The following is a 22931-nucleotide window of genomic DNA, read 5'->3' as shown; positions in this document are numbered from 1 at the left end:
CCAGTCGCCAGTCGCCACGAGGGAGGGGGTCCGGTTCCGGGCCCCCTCCCTTCGTCCTACGCCCCCGCGGACTTCTTCACCTGCGCCGTCTTCTCCGTCTTCTCCGTCTGCGCCGTCTGTGCCGCCGTCTCCGCCGTCTCCGCCTTCTCCGGTCGCAGCTCCCGCGGCAGTTCGTCCGGCGGTTCGCCCAGGGCCGCCACCGCCTCCGCCGCCCTCGGTGCGAGCAGCGGCGAGAAGCGCGGGTTGATCCGCAGCGCCTCCGCCAGATGGCGGCGGGCCGGCCCGTGCTGCTCCAGGGCCCGCTCGATCTCGCCCCGGTGATACGCGAAGAGCGCGCTCCGCAGGCCCTCGTCCGTGGCCAGCTTCGCGTACCCCAGCGCCTCCTTCGGCAGCCCGGCCCGGTACAGCGCCCACCCCAGCGCGTCCGCCGCCGCCACCGAGCGGTGCCCGCGCGCCCACTCCGCCCGCATCCGGGTGACCGCCGCCACCGGGTCGCCGTGGTCCGCGTCGAGCAACACCAGAGGCACCTCCGCCCGCACCCACGTCCCCGTCCGCAGCCGCGCGTACAGCGCCCGCGCGTCCTCGTCCAGGCCCATCGCCTCGTACAGCTCGCCCGCCTCCAGGACGTACTCCGGCAGCGGCAGCCGGGACAGGGCCGACCGCCAGTCGCGCAGCGCCTCGTCCGGCCGGTCCAGGCCCGCGAGCGCCCGCGCACGCCCCGCGAGTGACGGCCCGTGATCCCGTACGAGCCGCAGCGCCGCCCCGTACCGGGCGAGGGCCTCCTCCGCCTCGCCCCGCTCCCACGCCAGGTCCCCGAGGCGCGCGAGCGACGACGCCTTGTCCGCGTCGGTCTCGGCCAGCGCCGCCGCGTCGAGCGCCGCCGCGTCGGCGTCCTCGCGCCAGCCCCGGTCGCGGTACGTCTGCGCCGCACGCGCGCGCACGACCGCGCCCGCGTGCAGCTCCTCCAGCTTCTCCGCCGCCGTCCGGGCCGCCTCGTACTTCCCGAGGCCGTTGTACGCGTCGATCAGGACCGGGTACGCCGGCCAGCGCCCCGGCTGGGCCTTCCGTACCCGCTCGCCCCACTCCTTGGCGGACCTCCAGTCGCCCCGCGCCCCCGCGAGCGCCCCGAGACCCAGCTGCGCGTCCACGTTGCCCCGGGCGGCGGGCCGTTCGGCCAGGGAGCGCCGCAGCGCCCGCTCGGCCCTCGGGTAGTCCCGTACGTCGCCGATCCGCGTCCCGCGCTCCGTGTACGCCGCGCCGAGCGCCGCCCAGGACGCGTCGTCGTCCGGATGGCCGCGCAGCCACTTCTCCCGGTCGGTGATCAGCGCGGCCAGGTCGGGCAGCGCGGCCTGCGCGCCGGCGTGCGCCGCGATCGTCGCCCGCTCCGCCGGGCCCGGCGGGGGAGGCGGCCCCTGGCCGACGAACTCGGGGACGTACAGCAGGGCCGTCGCCGCGAGCACCGCGCCCACTCCGGCCGCCAGGACCGTCCTCGACACGTTCTGGGTCTTCATGGCGCTCACTGTGCGCCCGTACGCGCCAGTACGAAGAGCACACGAAGCGCCCGCCCCGGCGGGTTCACACCGATGGCCCCGGGTGCCACGCTGGACGCATGGACGATCTTCTGACGCGGCTGCGCGCCGGGCTCCCCGCCGAGGCGCTCCTCACCGACCCGGACGTGACGGCCTCCTACTCCCGCGACATGGCGAGCTTCTGCACGGCCGGCACCCCCGCGGTCGTCGTGCTCCCTCGTACCGTCGAACAGGTGCAGCACGTCATGCGCACCGCGACCGAACTCCGCGTCCCCGTCGTCCCCCAGGGAGCCCGCACGGGCCTGTCCGGCGGCGCCAACGCCTCCGAGGGCTGCATCGTGCTCTCCCTGGTCAAGATGGACCGCATCCTGGAGATCGACCCGGTCGACCGGATCGCCGTCGTCGAACCGGGCGTCGTCAACGCCGTGCTGTCACGCGCCGTCGCCGAACACGGCCTGTACTACCCGCCGGACCCCTCCAGCTGGGAGACGTGCACCATCGGCGGGAACATCGGCACGGCCTCCGGCGGCCTGTGCTGCGTGAAGTACGGGGTGACAGCCGAGTACGTCCTCGGCCTCGACATCGTCCTCGCCGACGGCCGGCTCCTGACCACCGGCCGCCGCACCGCCAAGGGCGTCGCCGGATATGACCTGACCAGGCTCTTCGTCGGCTCCGAGGGCAGTCTCGGCATCGTCGTGGGGGCCGTGCTCGCGCTCCGGCCGCAGCCTCCGGCGCAGCTCGCGCTCGCCGCCGAGTTCCCCTCCGCGGCCGCCGCCTGCGAGGCCGTCTGCACCATCATGGAGCGCGGACACACCCCGTCGCTGCTCGAACTCATGGACCGCACCACCGTCCAGGCGGTCAACAGGCTGGCGCGTATGGGTCTGCCCGACACCACCGAGGCGCTGCTCCTGTGCGCCTTCGACACCCGGGACGCGGTCGCCGATCTGGCCGCCGTCGGGGAGCTGTGCACGGCGGCGGGCGCCACCGAGGTCGTCCCGGCCGCGGACACCGCGGAGTCGGAACTCCTCCTCCAGGCGCGCCGGCTCTCCCTCACGGCCCTGGAGACGATCAAGCCCGCGACGATGATCGACGACGTGTGCGTGCCGCGGACGAAGCTGGCCGCGATGCTCGACGGCACGTCGGCGATCGCGGAGAAGTACGACCTGACCATCGGCGTCTGCGCGCACGCGGGGGACGGCAACACCCACCCCGTCGTCTGCTTCGACCACGCCGACGAGGACGAGTCGCGGCGGGCGCGGGAGTCCTTCGACGAGATCATGGCGCTCGGGCTCGCCCTCGGCGGCACGATCACCGGCGAGCACGGCGTGGGCGTCCTCAAGAAGGAGTGGCTGGCCAGGGAGTTGGGGCCGGTCGGTCTCGAGCTCCAGCGCGGGATCAAGCACACCTTCGACCCGCTGGGGCTGCTCAACCCCGGAAAGCTGTTCTGAGACCTCCGGTACGAGGGGCGCGAGGGGCGCGAGGGGCGCGAGGGGCGCGAGGCGCACGAGCGTCAGGTGGCGGGTACGGCGGCTCACAGTTCGCCGTCCTGCGACTCGTCCGACGGCCACGGGTCGCGCAGCCACAGCTCGTCGGTGATCACCGTGGTCGCCAGGATCTCGGCGAGCCCCTCGTCCATGCCGAGCCGCTCGGACTCGGTGCCCGGCGGCACCGCGCGCAGGGTCCGCTCCAGCCACGCGGAGACCTGCGCGGAGGGGGCTTCGAGCAGGGCGTCGCCGTCGGGGGAGGAGAGCGCCATCAGGACCACGCTGCGGCCCTCGACCTTCGTGGGCCAGATGCGGACGTCGCCGTGGCCGCACGCCCGGAAGACGCCCTCGACGAGCAGTTCGCGCGCGAACGTCCAGTTGACCGGGTGGTCCGTGCCGACGTGGAAGGTGATGTGGACGGCGTACGGGTCGTCGGTGCGGTAGGCGAGCCGGGCGGGGACGGGAACGGCGCGCTCGGGCGAGAGCACCAGCTTCAGCTCCAGCTCGCGCTCGACGGTGGTGTTGTCGGTGTTCTGCATGGTCGTACGTCCTCTCGTGGCGGGCCCCGGACGGGCCTTCACCAGGAGAGAGCGGGGTCCACGCCGTTCATTACGCGACTTCGGGAAGTTTTTTCGGAAAGTTTTCAGCGCCCCTCTCGGACCCCGGAGGCACCGGCCCGAACATCACCGTGAGTGAGGGATTCCGGTCTCTGTCGCCCGAAGGCGGTCTTTCTCACGGGCTCTTTCTTCCCTCGGGGACGTTCTTCGTTACTGTCCTCCTTGGGCGCGGCTGCCCGGGGGAGCGGCCGTGGGATCAAAAGCGTTGTGACTGAACGGAGTCGGGTCAGTGGCTACTCCTCCTGGAGGCGGCGGAGAGGTACCGCAGGCGGGGTACTACCCGGACCCGTCCATTCCCGGATACATCCGGTACTGGAACGGCGGTGCCTGGGTGCCGGGTACGAGCCGGCCCGCTCCCAAGGACGGCGAGGGCACGCCGAACCCGCCCGCCGGGGCGGTCCCCGCGGGTCCGGTCCTGGCCTCCGGCCCGGCGTCCGCGCCGGTGGTCGCGCAGTACCCCGGCGCCGCGCAGAACCTCGCACCGGCCCAGAGCGTCGCACCGGCCCAGAACCTCGCACCTGCCCAGACCCAGGCCCCGGTGCCGAGCCAGGCCCCGGCCCCGGCCCCGGCCCCGGCCCAGAGCCATGCCCCGAGTCCGAGCTCGGCGCTGGCTCCGGCGCCCGTTCCGGCAGCCCTCCCCGCGCCCGTCCCCGCGGTCGAGGAGACCGGGCCCGTCTTCTTCGACGACTACGACGAGGAGCCGGTGACGCCGGAGCCCTCCTCGGCCTGGCAGGCGGACACCTCCCGGCAGTCCGGGTTCGGCGGCGACAGCGACCGGAAGGTCTCCTGGGGCACACCCCAGGACCAGCCCCAGCCCCAACCCCAGGCCCCGGCCCAGGCCGCCCAGCCCCAGGCTCAACGCCGGCCCCAGCCCGTCCCCGACCCCCGGTCCCCGGCCGACTGGCCCGTCGCCGGCGCGAGTGAACCGGCCGAGCCCCGCGCCGCCGCGCAGGCCCCGGCCGCCGCGCAGGCCCCGGCCCCCGTGCCCGCGGCGGACCCCCGGGCCACCGGGGGAGCCGCGCGCCTCGGCGGGATGCCCGTCACCCCGGTGGCGACGCCCTCGCCGGCCCCCACGCCGTCTCCTGCCCCCGCTCCCGCGCCCACCCCGGTACGCCGGCCGCAGCCGGCCCCCGAGCCCGTGGCCCAGGCGCCCGCCCCCGTACCCTCCACGCCCTCCTGGGCACAGCAGCAGCCGCCGCACCAGCCGCAACACCCCCAGCCCCAGGAGCAGCAGGAGCAGCAGCCCGTCCTGCCGTGGAAGCCGCCCGTCGAGGACGTGTTCCAGCAGGCGGCCCGCGCCCAGGCCGCCGCCCGTCCCGCGGGTCTCGGCCGGCGGCTGCTGGCCCGGCTCATCGACACCGTGGTCCTCGGCGCGCTCGTCGGCGCCGCCGCCGTCCCCTTCGTGACCGCCGCCCTGGAGCACATCGACGGCAAGATCGAAGCGGCCAAGCAGTCCGGCACCACCGTCCAGGTGTGGCTCCTGGACTCGACGACCTCGGTCCAGTTCGGGATCGTGCTGGCCTCGCTGCTCGTCATCGGCATCCTGTACGAGGTGCTGCCCACCACCAAGTGGGGCCGCACCCTGGGCAAGAAGCTGTGCGGGATCGAGGTGCGGGACATCGAGGCGCACCAGCCGCCGAGGTTCGGCGCGGCCCTGCGGCGCTGGCTCGTCTACAGCGTCCTCGGGCTCCTGGCCGTCGGCGTCCTCAACGTCCTGTGGTGCCTCTTCGACCGCCCGTGGCGCCAGTGCTGGCACGACAAGGCGGCCCGCACCTTCGTGGCGCGGTAGCCGGCTCCGTGACCGGTATGGCGGCGGGTCGGCGGGGGCGTCCCCCGAACGGGCGATGATTCCTTGCGGGGTGGACGCCCCCGGGATGCACTGCCCCCATGAGCACCGACCAGCCGCCGCCCGGCCAGCCGCCCGAGGAGGACCCGTTCCTCAAGAGGCCGCAGGAGCCCACGCCACCCTCCGCGGGTCAGCCGCCACCTGACGGTCCGCCGCCGTCGGGGCCTCCGCCGGAGAACCCGTACGGCACCCCGCCAGGCACCCCGCCGGGGCCCCCGCCGGGGAGCCCGTACGACAACATGCCCCCGCCCCCACCCCCGTACGGGAGCGGTTACGGCGGTGGTTACGGCGGGACCGATCCGCTCTCCGGGATGCCGCCGCTCGCCGAGTCGGGCCGGCGCATCCTCGCGCGGCTGATCGACTGGTTGATCATCGCGGTGCCGCTCGCGATCATCGGCATCCCGTTCGACATCTACACGCGGGCGACCGAGGACGGCAACGACTTCGGGGACACGGTCAACAGCCTCAACGGCGGCAGCCAGCTCGTCTTCCAGCTCATCACGATCGTCGCGTACGTCGCCTACGACACGGTGATGACGGCCAAGAACGGTCAGACGCTCGGCAAGAAGCTGATGAAGCTCCGCGTCGCGATGCTCAACGACGGCTCGACGCCCCCGATGAGCCAGTCGCTGCTGCGGGCGGTCGTGCTGTGGCTGCCCGCGCTGATCTGCTGCGCCTGCCTGTGGCCGCTGCTCCTGCTGATCCTCATCCTGGTCGACAAGCCCTACAAGCAGGGCCTGCACGACAAGGCGGCGAAGACGGTGGTGGTCACCGCCCAGTAGGGACAGCCCCGTACGCGTATCCGTACGTGTCCGGACGAAGCGTCACGAACCGATCCGGGTATCGGCCCCCGCGCCCACGCGCGCGGCCGGTACCCGGATCTTCTTGTCCTCAGGGGCCGGTGTCGCGGCGGGAACCGGTGTCGCGGAGGTCTTGACGGACCCCGCCCGCACCGGCATCGTCACCGCCACGAGAACGCCGAGGAGCAGGCCCGCGGTACAGATCACCGCGATCCCGAGGGTCGTCGTCGTACGGGAGAGCAACAGCAGGGCGACGGTCGCGAGGGCGACGGTGGCCGAACCGTAGGCGAGTTGTGCGGCGTTCGGACGCTGCATGACGGGTACCGCCCCCTCAGGACTTCGGTACGACTCTATGACGGTGGATGCCCTGGCGGGACCGGAAGTAAGCGTGACCTTACCCACGGTGCCGGTGCACGGGGGGCGCACGGAGTCACGGAACGCGCGCCATCCGCCGGTACGTGCCCGCGGTGTCACCGATTATCGGAAATCTACTCCCACATAGTGCAGTTGGTCGGGGCAAGTCAAGATCTGTCTTTTCTTGCGCCACTCCGGTCAAATGTCGTCACTTGTGACGCGCGACCCCGCCGGACGGACACCCCACCCTCGGTCCGCAGGCGTGGGCGCCGGGGAGGACTACATCAAGTGACCAACAGACGACGGGCGATCAGAGCGTCCGCAGTCGTCGTGGCGCTCGCGGCCACCGCCGCGACCGCCTCGACCTTCACCACCGCCTGGGCCGACAACCACGGAAGCGTGCAGCCGGCCGGCATCCAGACCGTCGACAAGACGACGGTCGACCACGACCTCGAGGGCCCGTACAGCAAGCAGCAGGAGCAGCAGCGCAAGGCTGCCCTGGAGCAGGTGCTGAACGGCGACGCCAAGGTCGAGAGCCGCAACGGCTCGAAGGTCGTCAAGCTCGACAGCAAGAAGTACGTCGAACTCGGCCGTGAGAAGACCGACAAGATCTTCACGATCCTCGTCGAGTTCGGCGACAAGGTCGACACGACCACCCTTGTCGACCGCAAGGACGACGACACGACCGAGCTCAAGCCGAAGTTCGGCGGCCAGCCCGGTCCCCTGCACAACCAGATAGCCCAGCCGGACCGTGCGAACGACAACTCCACGGCCTGGCAGGCGGACTACAGCCGGCAGCACTTCCAGGACCTGTACTTCGGCACCGGCAAGGACGCCAAGGGACAGCCCAAGCAGTCGCTGAAGACCTACTACGAGAAGACCTCGTCCGGCCGTTACTCGGTCGACGGCGGTGTCTCCGACTGGGTCAAGGTCGAGTACAACGAGGCCCGTTACGGCTCGAACTACTGCGGTGAGACCAACTGCGCCAACGTCTGGGACACCGTCCGTGACGGTGTCACGGCGTGGGCCGCGGACCAGAAGGCCAAGGGCAAGACCGACGCCCAGATCAAGGCCGACCTGGCGCAGTACGACCAGTGGGACCGCTACGACTTCGACGCCGACGGCAACTTCAACGAGCCCGACGGCTACATCGACCACTTCCAGATCGTCCACGCGGGCGAGGACGAGTCGGCGGGCGGCGGCGCCCAGGGCGGCGACGCCCTGTGGGCCCACCGCTGGTACGCGTACGGCACCAACGCCGGCAAGACCGGCCCGGACAACAACAAGTCCGGCGGTACGCAGATCGGTGACACCGGCATCTGGGTCGGCGACTACACGATGCAGCCGGAGAACGGCGGCCTCGGCGTCTTCGCGCACGAGTACGGCCACGACCTCGGTCTGCCGGACCACTACGACACCTCGGGCGGCGAGAACTCGACCGGGTTCTGGACCCTGATGTCGTCCGGTTCCTGGCTCGGCCAGGGCAAGGACGCGATCGGCGACCTGCCCGGCGACATGACCGCCTGGGACAAGCTCCAGCTCGGCTGGCTGAACTACGCCAAGGTCAACGACTGGCAGCGTGGCACCAAGACCACCCACAAGCTGGGCGTCTCGGAGTACAACACCGAGAACCCGCAGGCGCTCCTCGTCGAGCTGCCGAAGAAGGCCGTCACCACCGACGTCGTGGCCCCCGCCGAGGGTGCCTCGCAGTGGTGGAGCAACATGGGCGACGACCTCAAGAACACCCTGACCCGCTCGGTCGACCTGACCGGCAAGACGTCGGCCTCCCTGGAGCTCCAGGGCTGGTACGACATCGAGGCCGAGTACGACTACCTCTACACCGAGGTGTCGACCGACGGCGGCGCCAACTGGACGGCCCTCGACGGCACCGCCGACGGTGTGGCGCTCCCGCGTGACGCCAGCGGCGCCTCGGCGCTGACCGGTGTCTCCGAAGCGCACAAGAAGCTCGTCTACGACCTGGGCGCCTACGCGGGCAAGAAGTTCGACCTCCGCTTCCGCTACCAGACGGACGGCGGCGCGGGCGGCAAGGGCTTCACCGCCGACGCCATCACGCTGACCGCCGACGGTTCCGCGGTCTTCGCCGACGGTGCCGAGAACGGTGACAACGGCTGGGTCTCGAAGGGCTTCTCGCGGATCGCGAAGGGCTTCAGCAAGGACTACGAGCAGTACTACATCGCGGAGAACCGCCAGTACGTCTCGTACGACCAGACCCTCAAGGTCGGCCCGTACAACTTCGGTTTCACGGGTGACAAGTCCGGCTGGGTCGAGCACTACCCGTACCAGAACGGTCTGCTCATCTGGAAGTGGGACCTGTCCCAGAAGGACAACAACACCTCTCAGCACGAGGGGGTGGGGCGGGTCCTCCCGATCGACGCCCACCCGAGCCCGCTGAAGTGGTCCGACGGCACGCTGATGCGCAACCGCGTCCAGTCGTACGACGCCCCGTTCAGCATCTCCCGCACGGATGGCTTCCAGCTGCACAAGGCCGGCGTCGGCACCTGGGTCCCGTCCCAGGCCGGCAACCCGACCTTCGACGACCGCAAGGGCACCTACTGGTTCCCGGAGACCCCGCGCGCGGGTGTCAAGGTAACTGACACCAACACCAAGATCCAGGTCGTCAAGGAGCCGAAGAACGGCCAGACGATCACGGTCCAGGTGGGTCCGTCCACCAAGTAATTGGTGAAACTGCAGGTCAAGCCATGATCGGCCGTCGCCCCCTAGCGGGCGGCGGCCGATCGTGTTTAGGTGCGTCTGACGCAGTTCTTATTGACATCTGATCCACGGGGGAGTGGTTCCGCATGCCCAACGGAGGGTTCTGCAAGTTGCCGGGAGGCAGCGTGGTCGTCGCGATAGGGCTGCCCAGCCCGGCCCGCGACGGCGCCTCGGTCCGCTTCCTGGTCCACGCAGCGAACCGGTCCCGCGCCCTGACCAGGCTGCGGAACCTCGGCCTGCGGGCGGTCTACCTCCGCGGCAACACCGAGCCGCCCACACCGGACGAGATCACGGCCGTCCTGCACCACCCGGACGGCCTGCTGTGGAGATCCGCCCCGGGCGCCGCCCAGGAGCTCTGGCACCCGGTCCGCACGCTCCCGAAGGAGCCGGCGGCGTAGAAAGCCCACGGCTGGGGTCCGCGGCCTGGAAGCCTGCAGCCCGGGGGCCGTGGCCTGGAAGCCCGCGGCCTGGGGTCCGCCGGCCTGGGGTCCGCCGGCCTGGGAGCCCCCGGCCTGGAAGCCCACGGCCTGGGCGTACCGCCTCACACCACCGGCTTGCCCGTCAGCCGTACGCCGGCCGCCCGGAGCTCCTCCAGGGCCTTCTCCGTCGTCGCCTTCGCGACCCCGGCCGTCAGGTCGAGCAGCACATGGGTCCGGAAGCCCTCCCGCGCCGCGTCCACGGCCGTCGCGCGGACGCAGTGGTCGGTGGCGATGCCCACCACGTCGACCTCGGTGACGTCCCGCTCCCGCAGCCACTCCGCGAGCGTCCGCCCGTTCTCGTCCCGGCCCTCGAAGCCGCTGTACGCCGCCGCGTAGGCGCCCTTGTCGAAGACGGAGTCGATCGCCCCGCTGGCGACGGCGGGCGCGAAGTTCGGGTGGAAGCCGACGCCCTCCGTACCGGCCACGCAGTGCACCGGCCAGGACGTGACGTAGTCCGGTTCCTCGCCCTCCGGGGCGAAGTGCGCGCCCGGGTCGACGTGGTGGTCGCGGGTGGCCACGACGTACTGGTAGGAGCTGCCCGCCGTCTGGCCGACCAGGTCGGTGATGGCGGCGGCGACGTCCGCGCCGCCCGTCACCGCGAGGCTGCCGCCCTCGCAGAAGTCGTTCTGAACGTCCACAACGATCAATGCGCGGTGCATGGCGGGTGTCCTTAGCGCGTCGGATGGGGCGGATGCGAGGGGTTCGACGGGGGCGACGGGTTCGATGGGTTCGAGCCTAGAGACTTCCCCCTCCTCCGGGGAGGGGGCGTCTCCGGGGACTCCTACACGTACTCCGTCGGCAGCACCGGCTCGCCGCGCGAGAGCTGGATCGCCGACATCGGCAGCCCGGAGCGGGCCGCGATGTGCCGGGACCTGGCGGCCTCCAGGGGTTCCCGGGCGACCACCTCGCCGCTCTTCACCAGCTCGACCAGGAGCTGGTGGTCCATGAGCTCCGGCGGGACCGGTCCCGTGCCCACGACCTCCGCCTCGGCGACCCCGTACGCGTCGGGCCGCCGGGCCGCCCACTTGCGCCCGCCGACCGAGGCCTTGCCGCCCAGGGACTTCTTCGCGACCGGCACCAGCGGCGCCTTGCGGTCGGCCGAGCCGGCCCGGGCGACCAGCTTGTAGACCATGGAGCAGGTCGGGTGGCCGCTGCCGGTGACCAGCTGCGTGCCCACCCCGTACGCGTCGACCGGCGCCGCCGCCAGCGAGGCGATGGCGTACTCGTCGAGGTCCGAGGTGACGACGATCCTCGTGTCCCGCGCGCCCAGCTCGTCGAGCTGCGCCCGCACCCGGTGGGCGACGAGCAGCAGGTCGCCCGAGTCGATGCGTACGGCTCCGAGCTCGGGCCCCGCCACCTCGACGGCGGTACGGACGGCCTCGGTCACGTCGTAGGTGTCGACGAGCAGGGTCGTACCCCGGCCCAGCGTCTCGACCTGCGCCTGGAAGGCGTCCCGCTCGGTGTCGTGGAGCAGGGTGAAGGCGTGGGCGGAGGTGCCGACGGTCGGGATGCCGTAGCGGAAGCCGGCCGCGAGGTCCGAGGTCGCCTCGAAGCCGCCGACGTACGCGGCGCGGGCGGAGGCGACGGCCGCCAGCTCGTGGGTGCGCCGGGCGCCCATCTCGATCAGCCGGCGCCCGCCAGCCGCGGCCGACATGCGGGAGGCGGCGGCCGCGATCGCCGAGTCGTGGTTGAGGATCGAGAGGATCACGGTCTCCAGGAGCACGCACTCGGCGAAGGAGCCCTCGACGCGCAGCACGGGCGAGCCGGGGAAGTACACCTCGCCCTCGGGGTATCCCCAGATGTCGCCGGAGAAGCGGTACCGCGCCAGCCACTCCAGGGTCGGCTCGTCGACGATGCCGTGCTCGCGCAGGAAGCCGAGGACGGCGGGGTCGAAGCGGAAGTTCTCGACGGCGTCCAGGACCCGTCCGACACCCGCGAGGACCCCGTAGCGGCGCCCCTCGGGGAGCCGTCGGGTGAAGACCTCGAAGACGGAGTGCCGGTCGGCCGTACCGGCCCGGAGGGCCGCCTGGAGCATGGTCAGCTCGTACTGATCGGTGAAGAGCGCGGTCGACGGTACGTCCACCGGCAACCCAAGGTCCGCAGCGTTCATGTCAGCGATGCTAGCGCAGAAATCGTCAGAGTGACGATTTCTAGGGCGTTCGCGTCGTGGCGGGTGTGCCCCGTTTGTGCGATGGGCCCCCGAGAGTGGCAGCATGGGGTGAGTGAGCGTCGCGCCTATTGAGATCGAACGTACGGAATCCGCCGAGGAGGTCTCCGCGGTCGTCGAGCCGGACGTGCCCTGGGTGACCCTCGTGCACAACGATCCGGTCAACCTGATGAGCTATGTGACCTATGTCTTCCAGTCGTACTTCGGATACTCCAAAGGCAAGGCGCACAAGCTGATGCTCGACGTGCACGAGAAGGGGAAGGCCGTCGTCTCCGCCGGCACCCGCGAGGAGATGGAGCGGGACGTGCAGGCGATGCACGGCTACGGCCTCTGGGCGACCCTCTCCCAGGACCGCTTCTGATGGCCGGCCACTTCGAGACCCTGCCCGGCGGCGGTGCGGCCGTCGCGCTCGACGAGGTCGAGATCTCCATCCTCCGCTCCCTCTCCGTCCAGCTGCTGGAGCTCATCGGCCCGGGCGACGAGCCCGACGCCGACGCCGACCCGCTGGCCGCGCTCTTCGCCGAAGGCCCGAGCGAGCCCCCGTCCGACCCCGCCCTCCGGCGCCTCTTCCCCGACGCGTACGGGGACGGGAGCGAGGAGCTGCGGGCCTCCGCCGCCGACTTCCGCCGCTACACCGAGAACGACCTGCGGGCCCGGAAGCGCGAGGACGCCCTCGTGGTCGTGCGCGCCCTGGACTCGCTCGCCGGCGCCTCGGTGGGCGAGGGCGGGGCCGTCCTGAAGCTCACCGTCGACGAGGCCCGGGCCTGGCTCGGCGCGCTCAACGACCTCCGCCTGACGATCGGCACCCGGCTGGAGGTCGCGGACGACGAGGAGAGCGAGCGGCTGTACCGGCTGCCGGACTCCGACCCGCGCAAGCCGATGGTGATGGCGTACCTCTGGCTGGGGGCGCTCCAGGAGTCCCTCGTCGAGACCCTGATGTCGTAGGGGCACCACCGCGGAAGCGGGCGGTGTTCGCTCAGCGGACGCTCAAATCCGGATAACGAATGCGTTATCAGAGCGTCACCCTTGCCGTGTTGAGTCCCTTTTGTCTGCCTTTTTCTGTGGCGTGCGCCACACGCATCTCCGTCGATCACCCCCCACCCCGTGATAAATCTTCACGACCACTCGGGGACGCCACCCATGTTCCCGAGGGCGCTTCGACCGGCTGACCGCCGGTGGCACTCCATTCCACATCCGGGGGGATCAGGACCTGATCCGCGGCAGACGCACACGCAGTCGCGCGGATCAGCATGGAGAAAGGCGCACCACCATGACCTCAGTGCAGGTCGACAAGCAGCACGACGGCAATGAGGCCGAGGACTCCACGTCGGGCGAGGGTTACCACCGGGCACTCGGCGCCCGCCAGATCCAGATGATCGCGATCGGCGGTGCCATCGGCACCGGACTGTTCCTCGGAGCGGGCAAGGGCATCTCCATCGCGGGGCCCAGCCTGATCCTCGCGTACGCCGTCGCGGGCCTCGTCATCTTCTTCATCATGCGGGCGCTCGGCGAGCTCCTCATGTACCGCCCGGTCTCGGGCTCCTTCTCCGAGTACGCACGGGAGTTCATCGGCCCGTTCGCGGGCTTCGCGACCGGCTGGACGTACTGGCTCTTCTGGGTCGTCACCGGCATCACCGAGGTCACCGCCGCCGCCACCTATATGACCTACTGGTGGGACATCCCGCAGTGGATCTCGGCCCTCGTCTTCACCGTCATCCTCTACGGCGCCAACCTGATCTCCGTGAAGCTCTTCGGTGAGCTGGAGTTCTGGTTCTCCATGGTCAAGGTCACCGCGATCGTCGGCATGATCCTGATCTGCGCCGGCATCCTCACCCTCGGCTTCTCCGACGCCGGCGACACCGCCTCCGTCACCCACCTGTGGGACCTCGGCGGCTTCTTCGCCGGGGAGAACGGCATCGGCTCGACCCTGATGACCCTCCAGATGGTCATGTTCGCGTTCCTCGCGGTCGAGCTCGTCGGCGTCACCGCCGGCGAGTCCAAGGACCCGAAGACGGTCCTGCCCAAGGCGATCAACACCGTCCCGTGGCGCATCGCCGTCTTCTACGTCGGCGCGCTGATCATGATCCTGTCGGTCGTCCCCTGGACCGAGTTCCAGCCGGGCGTCAGCCCGTTCGTCGCCGCCTTCGAGAAGATGGGCCTCGGCGTCGGCGCCGCGATCGTCAACTTCGTCGTCCTGACCGCGGCCCTCTCCTCCTGCAACTCGGGCATGTACTCCACCGGCCGCATGCTGCGCGACCTCGCGCTCAACGGCCAGGGCCCGAAGGCCTTCACCAAGCTGACCAAGTCCGGCACCCCGCTGGTCGGCACCACGGTCTCGGCCGCGCTCATGATGGTCGGCGTCTGGATCAACTACCAGTGGCCCGGCGAGGCGTTCAACTACGTCGTCTCCTTCGCCACCATCTCCGGCATGTGGGCCTGGATCGTCATCCTCATCTGCCAGATCCGCTACCGGCTCAAGGCCGACCGGGGCGAGCTGCCGCAGTCGCCGTTCAAGGCGCCGGGCGGCATCTGGCTCAGCGTCTTCTCGCTCGCCTTCATCGCCATGGTCATCGTGACCATGGCGATGGACGAGGGCAACCGGGTCGCGCTGTACGGCGCACCGGTGTGGGGCCTGATCCTCGCCGTCTCGTACCTGGTCCTGAAGGCCCGCAACCCCGAGGGCGCCGCCTTCGCCAAGCGGTCCTGACCTCCAGGGGGTGTCTTGCCGATCAGCAAGACACCCCCTGGCGTCTCGGCATCCGGGCCGTCCCGTACCACTCCTCGGTACGGGACGGCCCGTCTGCTTATCCTGTCGGCATGCTGACCATCACCCGGGCCCTGTACGACCAGATCGTGGAACACTCCCGTGCGGACCACCCCGACGAGGCCTGCGGCGTGGTCGCGGGCCCGGAGGGCAGCGGCCGCCCCGAGCGCTTCATCCCGATGCTGAACGCCGCCCGCTCGCCCACCTTCTACGAGTTCGACTCCGCGGACCTGCTCAAGCTCTACCGCGACATGGACGGCCGGGACGAGGAGCCCGTCATCGTCTACCACTCGCACACCGCCACCGAGGCCTACCCGTCGCGCACGGACATCTCGTACGCGAACGAGCCGCAGGCCCACTACGTCCTCGTCTCCACCGCCGACACGGACGGCGCGGGCCCCTTCCAGTTCCGCTCCTTCACGATCGTCGAGGGCGTCGTGACCGAGGAGGACGTCAAGATCGTCGAGGCCTATCAGGACTGATAGGCCGCCGTACGGAAACGGGCCAGGTAGGCGGAGGGCGTCACCCCGAAGTGCCGGGCGAACGCCCTCCGCAGGCTCTCGTCACTGCCGAGCCCGCTCCGCGCCGCCGCCCCCGTCACGCTCGCCCCGCCCTCCAGCAGCATCCGCGCCGCCTCCACCCGTACGCGCTCCACGTACGCCGCCGGGGTCGCCCCGATCTGCTCCCGGAACAACCGGGCCAGGTGCCGGACGCTGACGCCCGCCCGCCGCGCGAGCGCCGACGCGCTGTGGTCCGCCGCCGGATCCGCCACCACCGCGTCCAGAAGCGGGCGGACCACCGGATGCCCGGACGGGGGAGTGCGCGAGGCCGCCGAGAACTGCGACTGCCCGCCCGGCCGCTGGAGGAAGACCACCAGGTCCCGCGCCACCGCGCGGGCCGCCGCCGGGCCCCGGTCCTCCTCCACCAGGGCCAGACACAGGTCGATCCCGGCCGTCACCCCCGCCGAGCTCCACACCTCGCCGTCCCGCACGTGGATCGCGTCCGCCGTCACCTCGACGTCCGGATGGCGCCGCGCCAGCTCCGCCGCGTGCTCCCAGTGCGTCGTCGCCCGCCGCCCGGCGAGCAGCCCGGCCGCCCCGAGCGCGAACGCCCCCGTGCAGACGGACGCCACCCGCCGCGAGCGCGCCGCCAGGGCCTCCACCGTCGGCGCCAGCGCCGTACAGAGCTCCACGTCCACCGCCCCCGGCACGATCAGCGTGTCCGCGCCGGACACCTCCCCGGCCGCGAGGTCGGCGCCGATCCGCAGCCCGCAGGAGGTGCGGACGTCCCGCCCGCCGGGCGAACACACCCGCACCTCGTAACCCGCCCCGGCCGTACCGAACACTTGAGTGGTGCGCTGCACCGCGGTTCCGCTCCGTAATGAATCTGATACGCTCAGTGCATTGTCGGGGGCGATAGTCAAGGCCCCAGCAAGCCGAACGAGTCTCGTACTTGTTCCGGCGGCCGGAAGGGTCGTCGTCGGACAGGCATGACCTGTCAAACTCCCCGGAGCGATCCAGGGGAGAGTCTCCCGAGTTCACCTGGGAGAGAACTTCAACACCACTCCCGCCGCGTATGCATCTTCGGCGTCCTCCAGGCCGCACCTGCGGCCTGGACCCCGAACTCCTCTACGTCGGCGCCATGTTCCACGACCTCGGCCTGGCGGAGACCCACCGGGGCGGCGGCCGCCGCTTCGAGGTCGACGGCGCCGAGGAAGCCGCCGCCTTCCTCCGCGCGCACGGCGCCGACGAGGACGCCGTCCGCCGCGTCTGGACCGCGATCGCCCTCCACACCACCCCCGGGATACCGGAGTTCATGGAACCCGAGGTCGCGCTCGTCACCGCCGGCGTCGAGTACGACGTCCTCGGCATCGGCTACGACGACCCCGCCGCCCTCACCCCCGAGGACCGGGCCGCGATCGTCGCAGCCCACCCCCGCCCCGACTTCAAACGACGCATCCTGCAGGCCTTCGCCGAGGGCATCGCCCCCAGGCCGGACACCACCTTCGGCAACGTGAAGGCGGACGTCCTGCGCCACTACGTCCCCGGCTTCACACCCGGCGACTTCGTGACGACCATCCGCGAGTCGTCCTGGCCGGAGTGAAGGACCGGAGTGAAGGACCGGAGTGAGGGACCTTCGGAGCGACGGACCGGCCGAGTGAGAGACTGGCCCGGACCAACGGGCGGCAGGACCCAGGAAGCCGGTGTGAATCCGGCACGGTCCCGCCACTGTGACCGGCGCCCTCGGGCGTCGGGAGCCAGGAACTGACCTGCCGCCTCTCACCACCGATCGGGGACGTGGAAATCCCCGGAGGAGGCATTCCGTCATGACCCGGCCCCGCCGCGCCCTGCTGCCCGCGCTCGCTCTCGTCCCGCTCCTCGCCGCCTGCTCGGCCCCCTCGGAGCCCGCCCCCTCGGCGAAGCCCGCACCGGGATTCCCGTACACCGTCGACAACTGCGGCGTGAAGGCCACCTACCAGGCCCCGCCGAAGCGCGTCGTCACCATGAACCAGCACGTCACCGAGATCATGCTCGCCCTCGGCCTGGAGAAGTCGCTCGCCGGCACCGCCTACCTCGACGACGCGATCCTCCCCGCGTACAAGAAGGCCTACGACTCCGTCCCCGTCCTCGCGAAGGAGTACCCCTCCAAGGAGGCCCTCCTCGCCGCCGACCCCGACTTCGTGTACGGCGGTTACGCCTCCGCCTTCGACGCCAAGGACGGCCGCGGCCGCGACGACCTCAAGCGCTCCGGCATCGGGACCCGCCTCAACATCGAGTACTGCCCCTCCGGTTCGACCTCCCTCGACGACCTCTACCGCGAAGTCCACGAGATCGGCCGGACGTTCGGCGTCCCCGACCGGGCCGAGACCTGGACCCGCGAGGCACGCGCCACCGTCACCGCCACCGAGAAGCGCCTCAAGGGCACCCCGCCCGTCTCCGTCTTCGTCTACGACAGCGGCGACAAGACCGCGTTCACGGCGGGCGGCAAGGGCATCGGCGACGAGCTCATCACCCGGGCCGGCGGCCGGAACGTCTTCGCCGACCTCGACAAGGCCTTCGGCGACGCCACCTGGGAGCAGGTCGTCGACAGGCGGCCCGACGTCATCGTCATCTACGACTACGGCACCACCACCGTCGAGCAGAAGAAGAAGCGGCTCCTCGACGACCCCGCCCTCAAGGACGTGCCCGCGATCAAGAACCGCCGGTTCGCCGTCATGCCCCTCTCCGACACCGTCCTCGGCGTCCGCGTCCCCGCCGCCGTCGACAAGCTCGCCGCCCAGCTCCACCCGGCCCGGTGACCGCGGTCCTCGACAGGGCCCGGACTCCGGTCCGGGCCCCGGCCCCCGCACGCCCCGTCCGGTACGCCCTCGTCGTCACCGGCCTCGCCCTCGCCCTCGCCGCCGCCGGCCTCGCCTCCCTCGCCCTCGGGTCCGTCCGCATCCCGCCCGGCCAGGTGCTCGACGCCCTGACCGGGCGGGCCGCCCCCTCCCCGTACCGGACGATCGTGCTCGACGTCCGACTGCCCCGGGTCCTGCTCGGCGTCGTCGTCGGCGCCGGGCTCGCCGTCGTCGGCGCCGTCCTCCAGGCCCTCGTCCGCAACCGCCTCGCCGACCCCTTCCTCCTCGGGATCTCCTCCGGCGCCTCCGCCGGCGCCGTCCTCGTCCTGGTCCTGGGCATCGGGGGAGGGGTGACGACGACCATCGCCCTGCCCGGCGGGGCCTTCGCCGGCGCCCTCCTCGCCCTCGTCCTCGTCTACGGGCTCGCGCGCCGCGGCGGGACCATGACCGGCGCCCGGCTCGTCCTCGCCGGCGTCGCCGTCTCGTACGTCCTCTCCGCCCTCGCCACCCTCCTGCTGGTCGTCGCCGGGCGGCCCGAGCAGTTCCAGGAGGCGCTGTACTGGTCCCTCGGCGGTCTCGGCAGCGCCCGCTGGGACACCCTCGTCCTACCCGCCGTCGTCCTCGCCCTCGGCGTCGGCGTCCTCCTCACCCTCGCCCGCCCGCTCGACCTCCTCCTCGTCGGCGAGGAGGGCGCCACCGTCCTCGGCCTGGACACCGCCCGCTTCCGCGCCGCCGTCTTCGTCCTCGCCTCCCTCGTCACCGCCGTCATGGTCGCGGCCAGCGGAGCCGTCGGCTTCATCGGCCTCATGGCCCCGCACGCCGCCCGGCTCGCCGTCGGCGCCCCGCACCGCCGCCTCCTCCCCGTCGCCGCGCTCGGCGGGGCGCTCGCCCTCGTCCTCGCCGACCTCGCCGCCCGGACCGTCGCCGCACCCCAGGACATCCCCGTCGGCGTCCTCACCGCGCTCACCGGCGGCCCGTTCTTCCTCTGGCTGATGCGCCGCCGTCCCGAAGGAGCACCCCTGTGACCGAACTCCGGCTGCACGGACTCTCGTACGAGGAACGCCTCCGCTCCGTCGACCTCACCGTCCACCCCGGCGAGACCGTGGGCCTCATCGGCCCCAACGGCAGCGGCAAGACGACCCTCCTGCGCTGCGTCTACGGCACCCTCACCCCCACCGAGGGACGGGCCACGCTCGACGGCGACGATCTCCGTGCCCTCGGCCCCAAGGCCCGCGCCCGCCGCGTCGCCACCGTCACGCAGGACAGCGCCACCGAGTTCGAACTCACCGTCCGCGAACTCGTCGCCCTCGGCCGCTCCCCGCACAAACGGTTCTGGGAGGGCGACACCGGCGCCGACCACGAGCGCGCGGACGCCGCCCTCGCCCGCGTCGGCCTCACCGAGCTCGCCGACCGCGCGTACCCCACCCTCTCCGGCGGCGAACGCCAACGTGCCCTGGTCGCCCGCGCCCTCGTCCAGGACCCGGCCCTCCTCGTCCTCGACGAGCCCACCAACCACCTGGACATCCGCCACCAGCTGGACGTCCTCCGCCTCGTCCGCACCCTGGGCACCACCAACCTGCTCGCCCTGCACGACCTCAACCTGGCGGGGGCGTACTGCGACCGTCTCTACGTCCTGGAGCGGGGGAGAGTCGTCACCGGCGGCACCCCCGCCGAGGTCCTCACCCCGGACCTCCTCGACGCCGTCTACGGGGTGGACGCCGAGGTCATTCCGCATCCGAGGAGCGGCAGCCCGACCGTCGTCTACCTGCACAGTCCGGCAGGCGGTCAGAAACTATCCACCATGTGAGATCACATTCCGAAACCCGGACCGGGAATCGATACGATGAGCCCATGGTTTCCCATGACGTGAGCGAACAGACCCCGGGCACACCCCTGCTCGTGGCGCGCCTGCACGTCGACCTGTGCCGCCTCGCCAGCGCGATGTGTACGCCCCGCGCTGCGCTCTGAGCGACCCACGCACACCGAGCGCACCTCTCGCACGACCCCCCTCCGCGCGGGGGCCCCCGCCACGCGCCGATCACGCCACTTCCGACAGGAGCCCACGCCATGGCCATCGAGGTCCGCATCCCCACCATCCTCCGCACCTACACCGACGGCGCCAAGGCCGTCGAGGGCAGCGGCGAGACCCTCGCTCACCTCTTCGCCGACCTGGAGTCCCGCCACACCGGCATCGAGGCCCGCATCGTCGACGGCGACAAGCTCCGCCGCTTCGTCAACGTCTACCTGAACGACGAGGACGTCCGCTTCCTCGACGGCATCGACACCAAGCTCACCGACGGCGACAGCGTCACGATCCTGCCGGCCGTCGCCGGCGGCATGGTCTGATCCACATGCGCTACGACTCCTCGCTGGCGGCGGTCGGCAACACGCCGCTGGTCCGCCTCCCCCGGCTCTCGCCCTCGGACGACGTCCGTATCTGGGCGAAGCTGGAGGACCGCAACCCGACCGGCTCGGTCAAGGACCGCCCCGCGCTCCACATGATCGAGCAGGCGGAGAAGGACGGCCGGCTCACGCCTGGCTGCACCATCCTGGAGCCGACCAGCGGCAACACCGGCATCTCCCTCGCCATGGCCGCCAAGCTCAAGGGCTACCGCATCGTCTGCGTCATGCCCGAGAACACCAGCGAGGAGCGCCGCCAGCTGCTCGCCATGTGGGGCGCGGAGATCGTCTCGTCCCCCGCGGCGGGCGGGTCGAACACGGCGGTACGCGTCGCCAAGGAGATCGCCGCCGAGAACCCGTCCTGGGTGATGCTGTACCAGTACGGCAACCCGGACAACGCGGGCGCCCACTACGCCACCACGGGCCCCGAGATCCTCGCCGACCTGCCCTCCATCACGCACTTCGTCGCCGGCCTCGGCACGACCGGCACGCTCATGGGCGTCGGCCGCTACCTGCGCGAGCACAAGCCCGACGTCAAGATCGTCGCCGCCGAACCGCGCTACGACGACCTGGTCTACGGTCTGCGCAACCTCGACGAGGGCTTCGTCCCCGAGCTGTACGACGCCTCCGTCCTCACCACCCGCTTCTCGGTGGGCTCGGCCGACGCGGTCACCCGCACCCGCGAACTCCTCCAGCAGGAGGGCATCTTCGCGGGCGTCTCGACGGGCGCCGCCCTGCACGCGGCCATCGGCGTCGGCAACAAGGCGGTCAAGGCCGGCGAGAGCGCCGACATCGCGTTCGTCGTCGCCGACGGCGGCTGGAAGTACCTGTCGACCGGCCTCTACACGGCCGCGACGACGGAAGAGGCGATCGAGACGGTCCAGGGCCAGCTCTGGGCGTAGCCGCCCGGACCCGCACCCGCGGGCCCGTACGACGTCAGCGCGCCAGATGGCGGACCTGGTCCCACACGACCGGGTCCGCCGTTCCCACTTTCCGGCGGAAGCCCACCACGGGCACGTCCCGCAGCTCGTCCGTCTCCAGGAAGCTCGGCCGCCCCTGAGCGTCGCCCACCGCCCCCGGCGGCAGCGGGATCACCCCCGGCCGCTCGTCGTGGTACTTGCTGGTGATCTTGGCGACGAGCACGCTGTCACCCCGGAGCGAGAGCACCAGGCACGGCCGGTCCTTCGAACCGGGCCCGTCCTCGAAGGGCACGTCGGCCCACCAGATCTCCCCCGCCCGCGGCAGCCGCGACGGAGCCTTCCGCGGCCCCGACGGCCTGCCGGGCGGCCGAGTCAGCTCCGAAGGGCGCCTTCCCGAGGGCTGCCGCCCCGAAGGCCTCCGGCCCGAGGGCCTCCCCGACGAACGCTTCCGTCCGCCGGCGACCGCCACGACCAGCGCGATCACCACGACCGCGACCAGCGCGGGCCACCATGACGTGTCCATACCTCAAGACCGTACCGGCGCGCGGCCCACTCCGCCGTGACGGCCCGCCATCCATCCGAACCGGTGACAGAGCCCGTGAGTTCGCCCACAACGGGCCGCCACGAAGGAGCGACAGGCCCAGGTGCGCCTTACGCTCGACAGACCGCACAGCCTCCCCCTCCCTCAGCGCGCTTTCCGCACCCGTCCACGGAGGTTCACGCTCCATGAAGCTCACCGTCGTCGGTTGCTCCGGGTCGTTCCCATCCGTGGATTCGGCCTGTTCGAGCTACCTCGTCGAGGCCGACGGCTTCCGGTTGCTCCTCGACATGGGCAATGGCGCCCTCGGCGAGCTGCAACGACACATCGGTCTGTACGACCTCGACGCGATCTTCCTCAGTCATCTGCACGCGGACCACTGCATCGACATGTGCGGGTACTTCGTCGCCCGCTACTACCGGCACGAGGGCGGACGCTGCGACGCGATCCCCGTCTACGCACCGGAGGGCGCCGAGCAGCGGCTGACCACGGCGTACGCGGACACCCCCTCGCCCACCTCGATGAGCGAGGTCTTCGACTTCCGCACGCTGAAGTCCGCCTCCTTCGAGATCGGCCCCTTCTCGGTCCGTACGGAGAAGGTGTGCCACCCGGTCGAGGCGTACGGCATCCGCATCGAGCACGGCGGCCGCTCGCTCACGTACTCCGGTGACACCGGGGTCTGCGAGGCGCTGCACGAGCTCGCCGAGGGCACCGACCTCTTCCTCTGCGAGGCCTCCTTCACCCACGGCAAGGAGGACATCCCGGCCCTCCACCTCAACGGCCGCGAGGCCGGGGCGCAGGCGACCCGGGCCGATGTGGGCCGGCTGGTCCTCACCCACATCCCGCCGTGGACGGACGGCGAACAGAACCTGCGGGACGCGCGCGAGGTGTACACGGGCCCGTCGGAGCTGGCGCGGCCGGGCGCGGTCTACGAGATCTGACGCCTCCGTACATACGGGGAAG

Annotated in this window: 23 protein-coding genes, 1 pseudogene and 1 riboswitch; of the genes and pseudogenes, 17 read left to right on the top strand and 7 right to left on the bottom strand. The window is 71.6% G+C overall.

Annotated elements, in window-relative coordinates; genetic code table 11:
- Positions 1-56: 56 nt before the first annotated feature.
- Positions 57-1511: a hypothetical protein gene (locus OG580_RS13195; protein ID WP_267043866.1), complete on the bottom strand. Its 1455-nt coding sequence runs from the start codon at positions 1509-1511 to the stop codon at positions 57-59.
- A gap of 98 nt (positions 1512-1609) precedes the next feature.
- On the opposite strand from OG580_RS13195, the gene OG580_RS13190 reads away from it, so the two are divergent.
- Positions 1610-2977: an FAD-binding oxidoreductase gene (locus tag OG580_RS13190; protein WP_267043865.1), complete on the top strand. Its 1368-nt coding sequence runs from the start codon at positions 1610-1612 to the stop codon at positions 2975-2977.
- Between the two features lie 83 nt (positions 2978-3060).
- On the opposite strand, the gene OG580_RS13185 is transcribed toward OG580_RS13190, so the two are convergent.
- Positions 3061-3552: an SsgA family sporulation/cell division regulator gene (locus OG580_RS13185; protein ID WP_267043864.1), complete on the bottom strand. Its 492-nt coding sequence runs from the start codon at positions 3550-3552 to the stop codon at positions 3061-3063.
- 307 nt (positions 3553-3859) lie between these two features.
- On the opposite strand from OG580_RS13185, the gene OG580_RS13180 reads away from it, so the two are divergent.
- Both OG580_RS13180 and OG580_RS13175 read left to right on the top strand, forming a co-directional pair.
- Positions 3860-5419, top strand: coding sequence for an RDD family protein (locus OG580_RS13180; RefSeq protein ID WP_267043863.1), 1560 nt, complete (start codon positions 3860-3862; stop codon positions 5417-5419).
- Positions 5420-5517: 98 nt separating this feature from the next.
- Positions 5518-6258, top strand: coding sequence for an RDD family protein (locus OG580_RS13175; RefSeq protein ID WP_267043862.1), 741 nt, complete (start codon positions 5518-5520; stop codon positions 6256-6258).
- 42 nt (positions 6259-6300) lie between these two features.
- Here the strand turns inward: OG580_RS13175 and OG580_RS13170 are convergent, their stop codons facing one another.
- Positions 6301-6591, bottom strand: a complete 291-nt coding sequence (locus tag OG580_RS13170) for a hypothetical protein (RefSeq protein ID WP_267043861.1) — start codon at positions 6589-6591, stop codon at positions 6301-6303.
- 327 nt (positions 6592-6918) lie between these two features.
- Between OG580_RS13170 and OG580_RS13165 the strand changes: the two genes are divergently transcribed.
- Both OG580_RS13165 and OG580_RS13160 read left to right on the top strand, forming a co-directional pair.
- Positions 6919-9327 (top strand): immune inhibitor A domain-containing protein, encoded by a 2409-nt coding sequence (locus OG580_RS13165; RefSeq protein ID WP_267043860.1) that lies wholly within the window; start codon positions 6919-6921, stop codon positions 9325-9327.
- 122 nt (positions 9328-9449) lie between these two features.
- Entirely contained in the window at positions 9450-9761 is a 312-nt protein-coding gene (locus OG580_RS13160; RefSeq protein WP_267043859.1) for a hypothetical protein, read from the top strand.
- A gap of 143 nt (positions 9762-9904) precedes the next feature.
- Here the strand turns inward: OG580_RS13160 and OG580_RS13155 are convergent, their stop codons facing one another.
- Both OG580_RS13155 and OG580_RS13150 read right to left on the bottom strand, forming a co-directional pair.
- The gene (locus tag OG580_RS13155; protein ID WP_267043858.1) at positions 9905-10501 is read right to left on the bottom strand and encodes an isochorismatase family protein; all 597 of its coding nucleotides are present in this window, start codon (positions 10499-10501) and stop codon (positions 9905-9907) included.
- Positions 10502-10623: 122 nt separating this feature from the next.
- A complete protein-coding gene (locus OG580_RS13150) occupies positions 10624-11952 on the bottom strand; it encodes a nicotinate phosphoribosyltransferase (protein WP_267043857.1) in 1329 nt (442 codons plus the stop codon).
- A 112-nt stretch (positions 11953-12064) separates the two neighbouring features.
- Here OG580_RS13150 and clpS point away from each other — a divergent pair, with 112 nt between their 5' ends.
- The 4 genes from clpS to OG580_RS13130 all read left to right on the top strand — a co-directional run bounded on the left by clpS (position 12065) and on the right by OG580_RS13130 (position 15255).
- Positions 12065-12370, top strand: a complete 306-nt coding sequence (clpS, locus tag OG580_RS13145; protein ID WP_024756388.1) for an ATP-dependent Clp protease adapter ClpS — start codon at positions 12065-12067, stop codon at positions 12368-12370.
- Complete coding sequence (locus OG580_RS13140; protein WP_267043856.1) at positions 12370-12954, top strand: DUF2017 domain-containing protein; 585 nt, start codon at positions 12370-12372, stop codon at positions 12952-12954. The genes clpS and OG580_RS13140 overlap by 1 nt, the downstream gene beginning before the upstream one ends.
- Positions 12955-13279: 325 nt before the next feature.
- The gene (locus OG580_RS13135; RefSeq protein ID WP_267043855.1) at positions 13280-14716 is read left to right on the top strand and encodes an amino acid permease; all 1437 of its coding nucleotides are present in this window, start codon (positions 13280-13282) and stop codon (positions 14714-14716) included.
- Positions 14717-14826: 110 nt separating this feature from the next.
- Positions 14827-15255, top strand: coding sequence for a M67 family metallopeptidase (locus OG580_RS13130; protein WP_267043854.1), 429 nt, complete (start codon positions 14827-14829; stop codon positions 15253-15255).
- Here OG580_RS13130 and OG580_RS13125 read toward each other — a convergent pair.
- Positions 15246-16136, bottom strand: a complete 891-nt coding sequence (locus tag OG580_RS13125; RefSeq protein WP_267043853.1) for a GlxA family transcriptional regulator — start codon at positions 16134-16136, stop codon at positions 15246-15248. The two genes, OG580_RS13130 and OG580_RS13125, sit on opposite strands and share 10 nt — an antisense overlap.
- Positions 16137-16325: 189 nt before the next feature.
- Here OG580_RS13125 and OG580_RS13120 point away from each other — a divergent pair.
- The 7 genes and pseudogenes from OG580_RS13120 to OG580_RS13095 form a co-directional block, all read left to right on the top strand.
- Positions 16326-16876, top strand: a pseudogene (locus OG580_RS13120) (HD domain-containing protein); the annotation flags it as partial.
- A 90-nt stretch (positions 16877-16966) separates the two neighbouring features.
- Positions 16967-17040: riboswitch (cobalamin riboswitch) on the top strand.
- 59 nt (positions 17041-17099) lie between these two features.
- Positions 17100-18071, top strand: a complete 972-nt coding sequence (locus OG580_RS13115) for an ABC transporter substrate-binding protein (RefSeq protein WP_267043852.1) — start codon at positions 17100-17102, stop codon at positions 18069-18071.
- Positions 18068-19135: an iron ABC transporter permease gene (locus OG580_RS13110; protein WP_267043851.1), complete on the top strand. Its 1068-nt coding sequence runs from the start codon at positions 18068-18070 to the stop codon at positions 19133-19135. Before OG580_RS13115 ends, OG580_RS13110 begins: the two co-directional genes overlap by 4 nt.
- Positions 19132-19917, top strand: coding sequence for an ABC transporter ATP-binding protein (locus OG580_RS13105; protein ID WP_267043850.1), 786 nt, complete (start codon positions 19132-19134; stop codon positions 19915-19917). The genes OG580_RS13110 and OG580_RS13105 overlap by 4 nt, the downstream gene beginning before the upstream one ends.
- A 44-nt stretch (positions 19918-19961) precedes the next feature.
- Complete coding sequence (locus OG580_RS36145) at positions 19962-20078, top strand: putative leader peptide (RefSeq protein ID WP_323182562.1); 117 nt, start codon at positions 19962-19964, stop codon at positions 20076-20078.
- 99 nt (positions 20079-20177) lie between these two features.
- A complete protein-coding gene (locus OG580_RS13100; RefSeq protein ID WP_267043849.1) occupies positions 20178-20456 on the top strand; it encodes a MoaD/ThiS family protein in 279 nt (92 codons plus the stop codon).
- Positions 20457-20461: 5 nt separating this feature from the next.
- Positions 20462-21412: a PLP-dependent cysteine synthase family protein gene (locus OG580_RS13095; RefSeq protein ID WP_267043848.1), complete on the top strand. Its 951-nt coding sequence runs from the start codon at positions 20462-20464 to the stop codon at positions 21410-21412.
- 34 nt (positions 21413-21446) lie between these two features.
- Here the strand turns inward: OG580_RS13095 and OG580_RS13090 are convergent, their stop codons facing one another.
- On the bottom strand, positions 21447-21953 hold the full coding sequence (locus OG580_RS13090; protein ID WP_267043847.1) for a type II toxin-antitoxin system PemK/MazF family toxin: 507 nt from the start codon (positions 21951-21953) through the stop codon (positions 21447-21449).
- Positions 21954-22156: 203 nt separating this feature from the next.
- Between OG580_RS13090 and OG580_RS13085 the strand changes: the two genes are divergently transcribed.
- Complete coding sequence (locus tag OG580_RS13085) at positions 22157-22909, top strand: MBL fold metallo-hydrolase (RefSeq protein WP_267043846.1); 753 nt, start codon at positions 22157-22159, stop codon at positions 22907-22909.
- The last annotated feature ends 22 nt before the right edge of the window (positions 22910-22931 follow it).

It is taken from the genome of Streptomyces sp. NBC_00094 (assembly GCF_026343125.1).
GTDB lineage: Bacteria > Actinomycetota > Actinomycetes > Streptomycetales > Streptomycetaceae > Streptomyces.
Note: the sequence above shows the minus strand (reverse complement) of the source record. Positions and strands in the feature narration are given on the sequence as shown.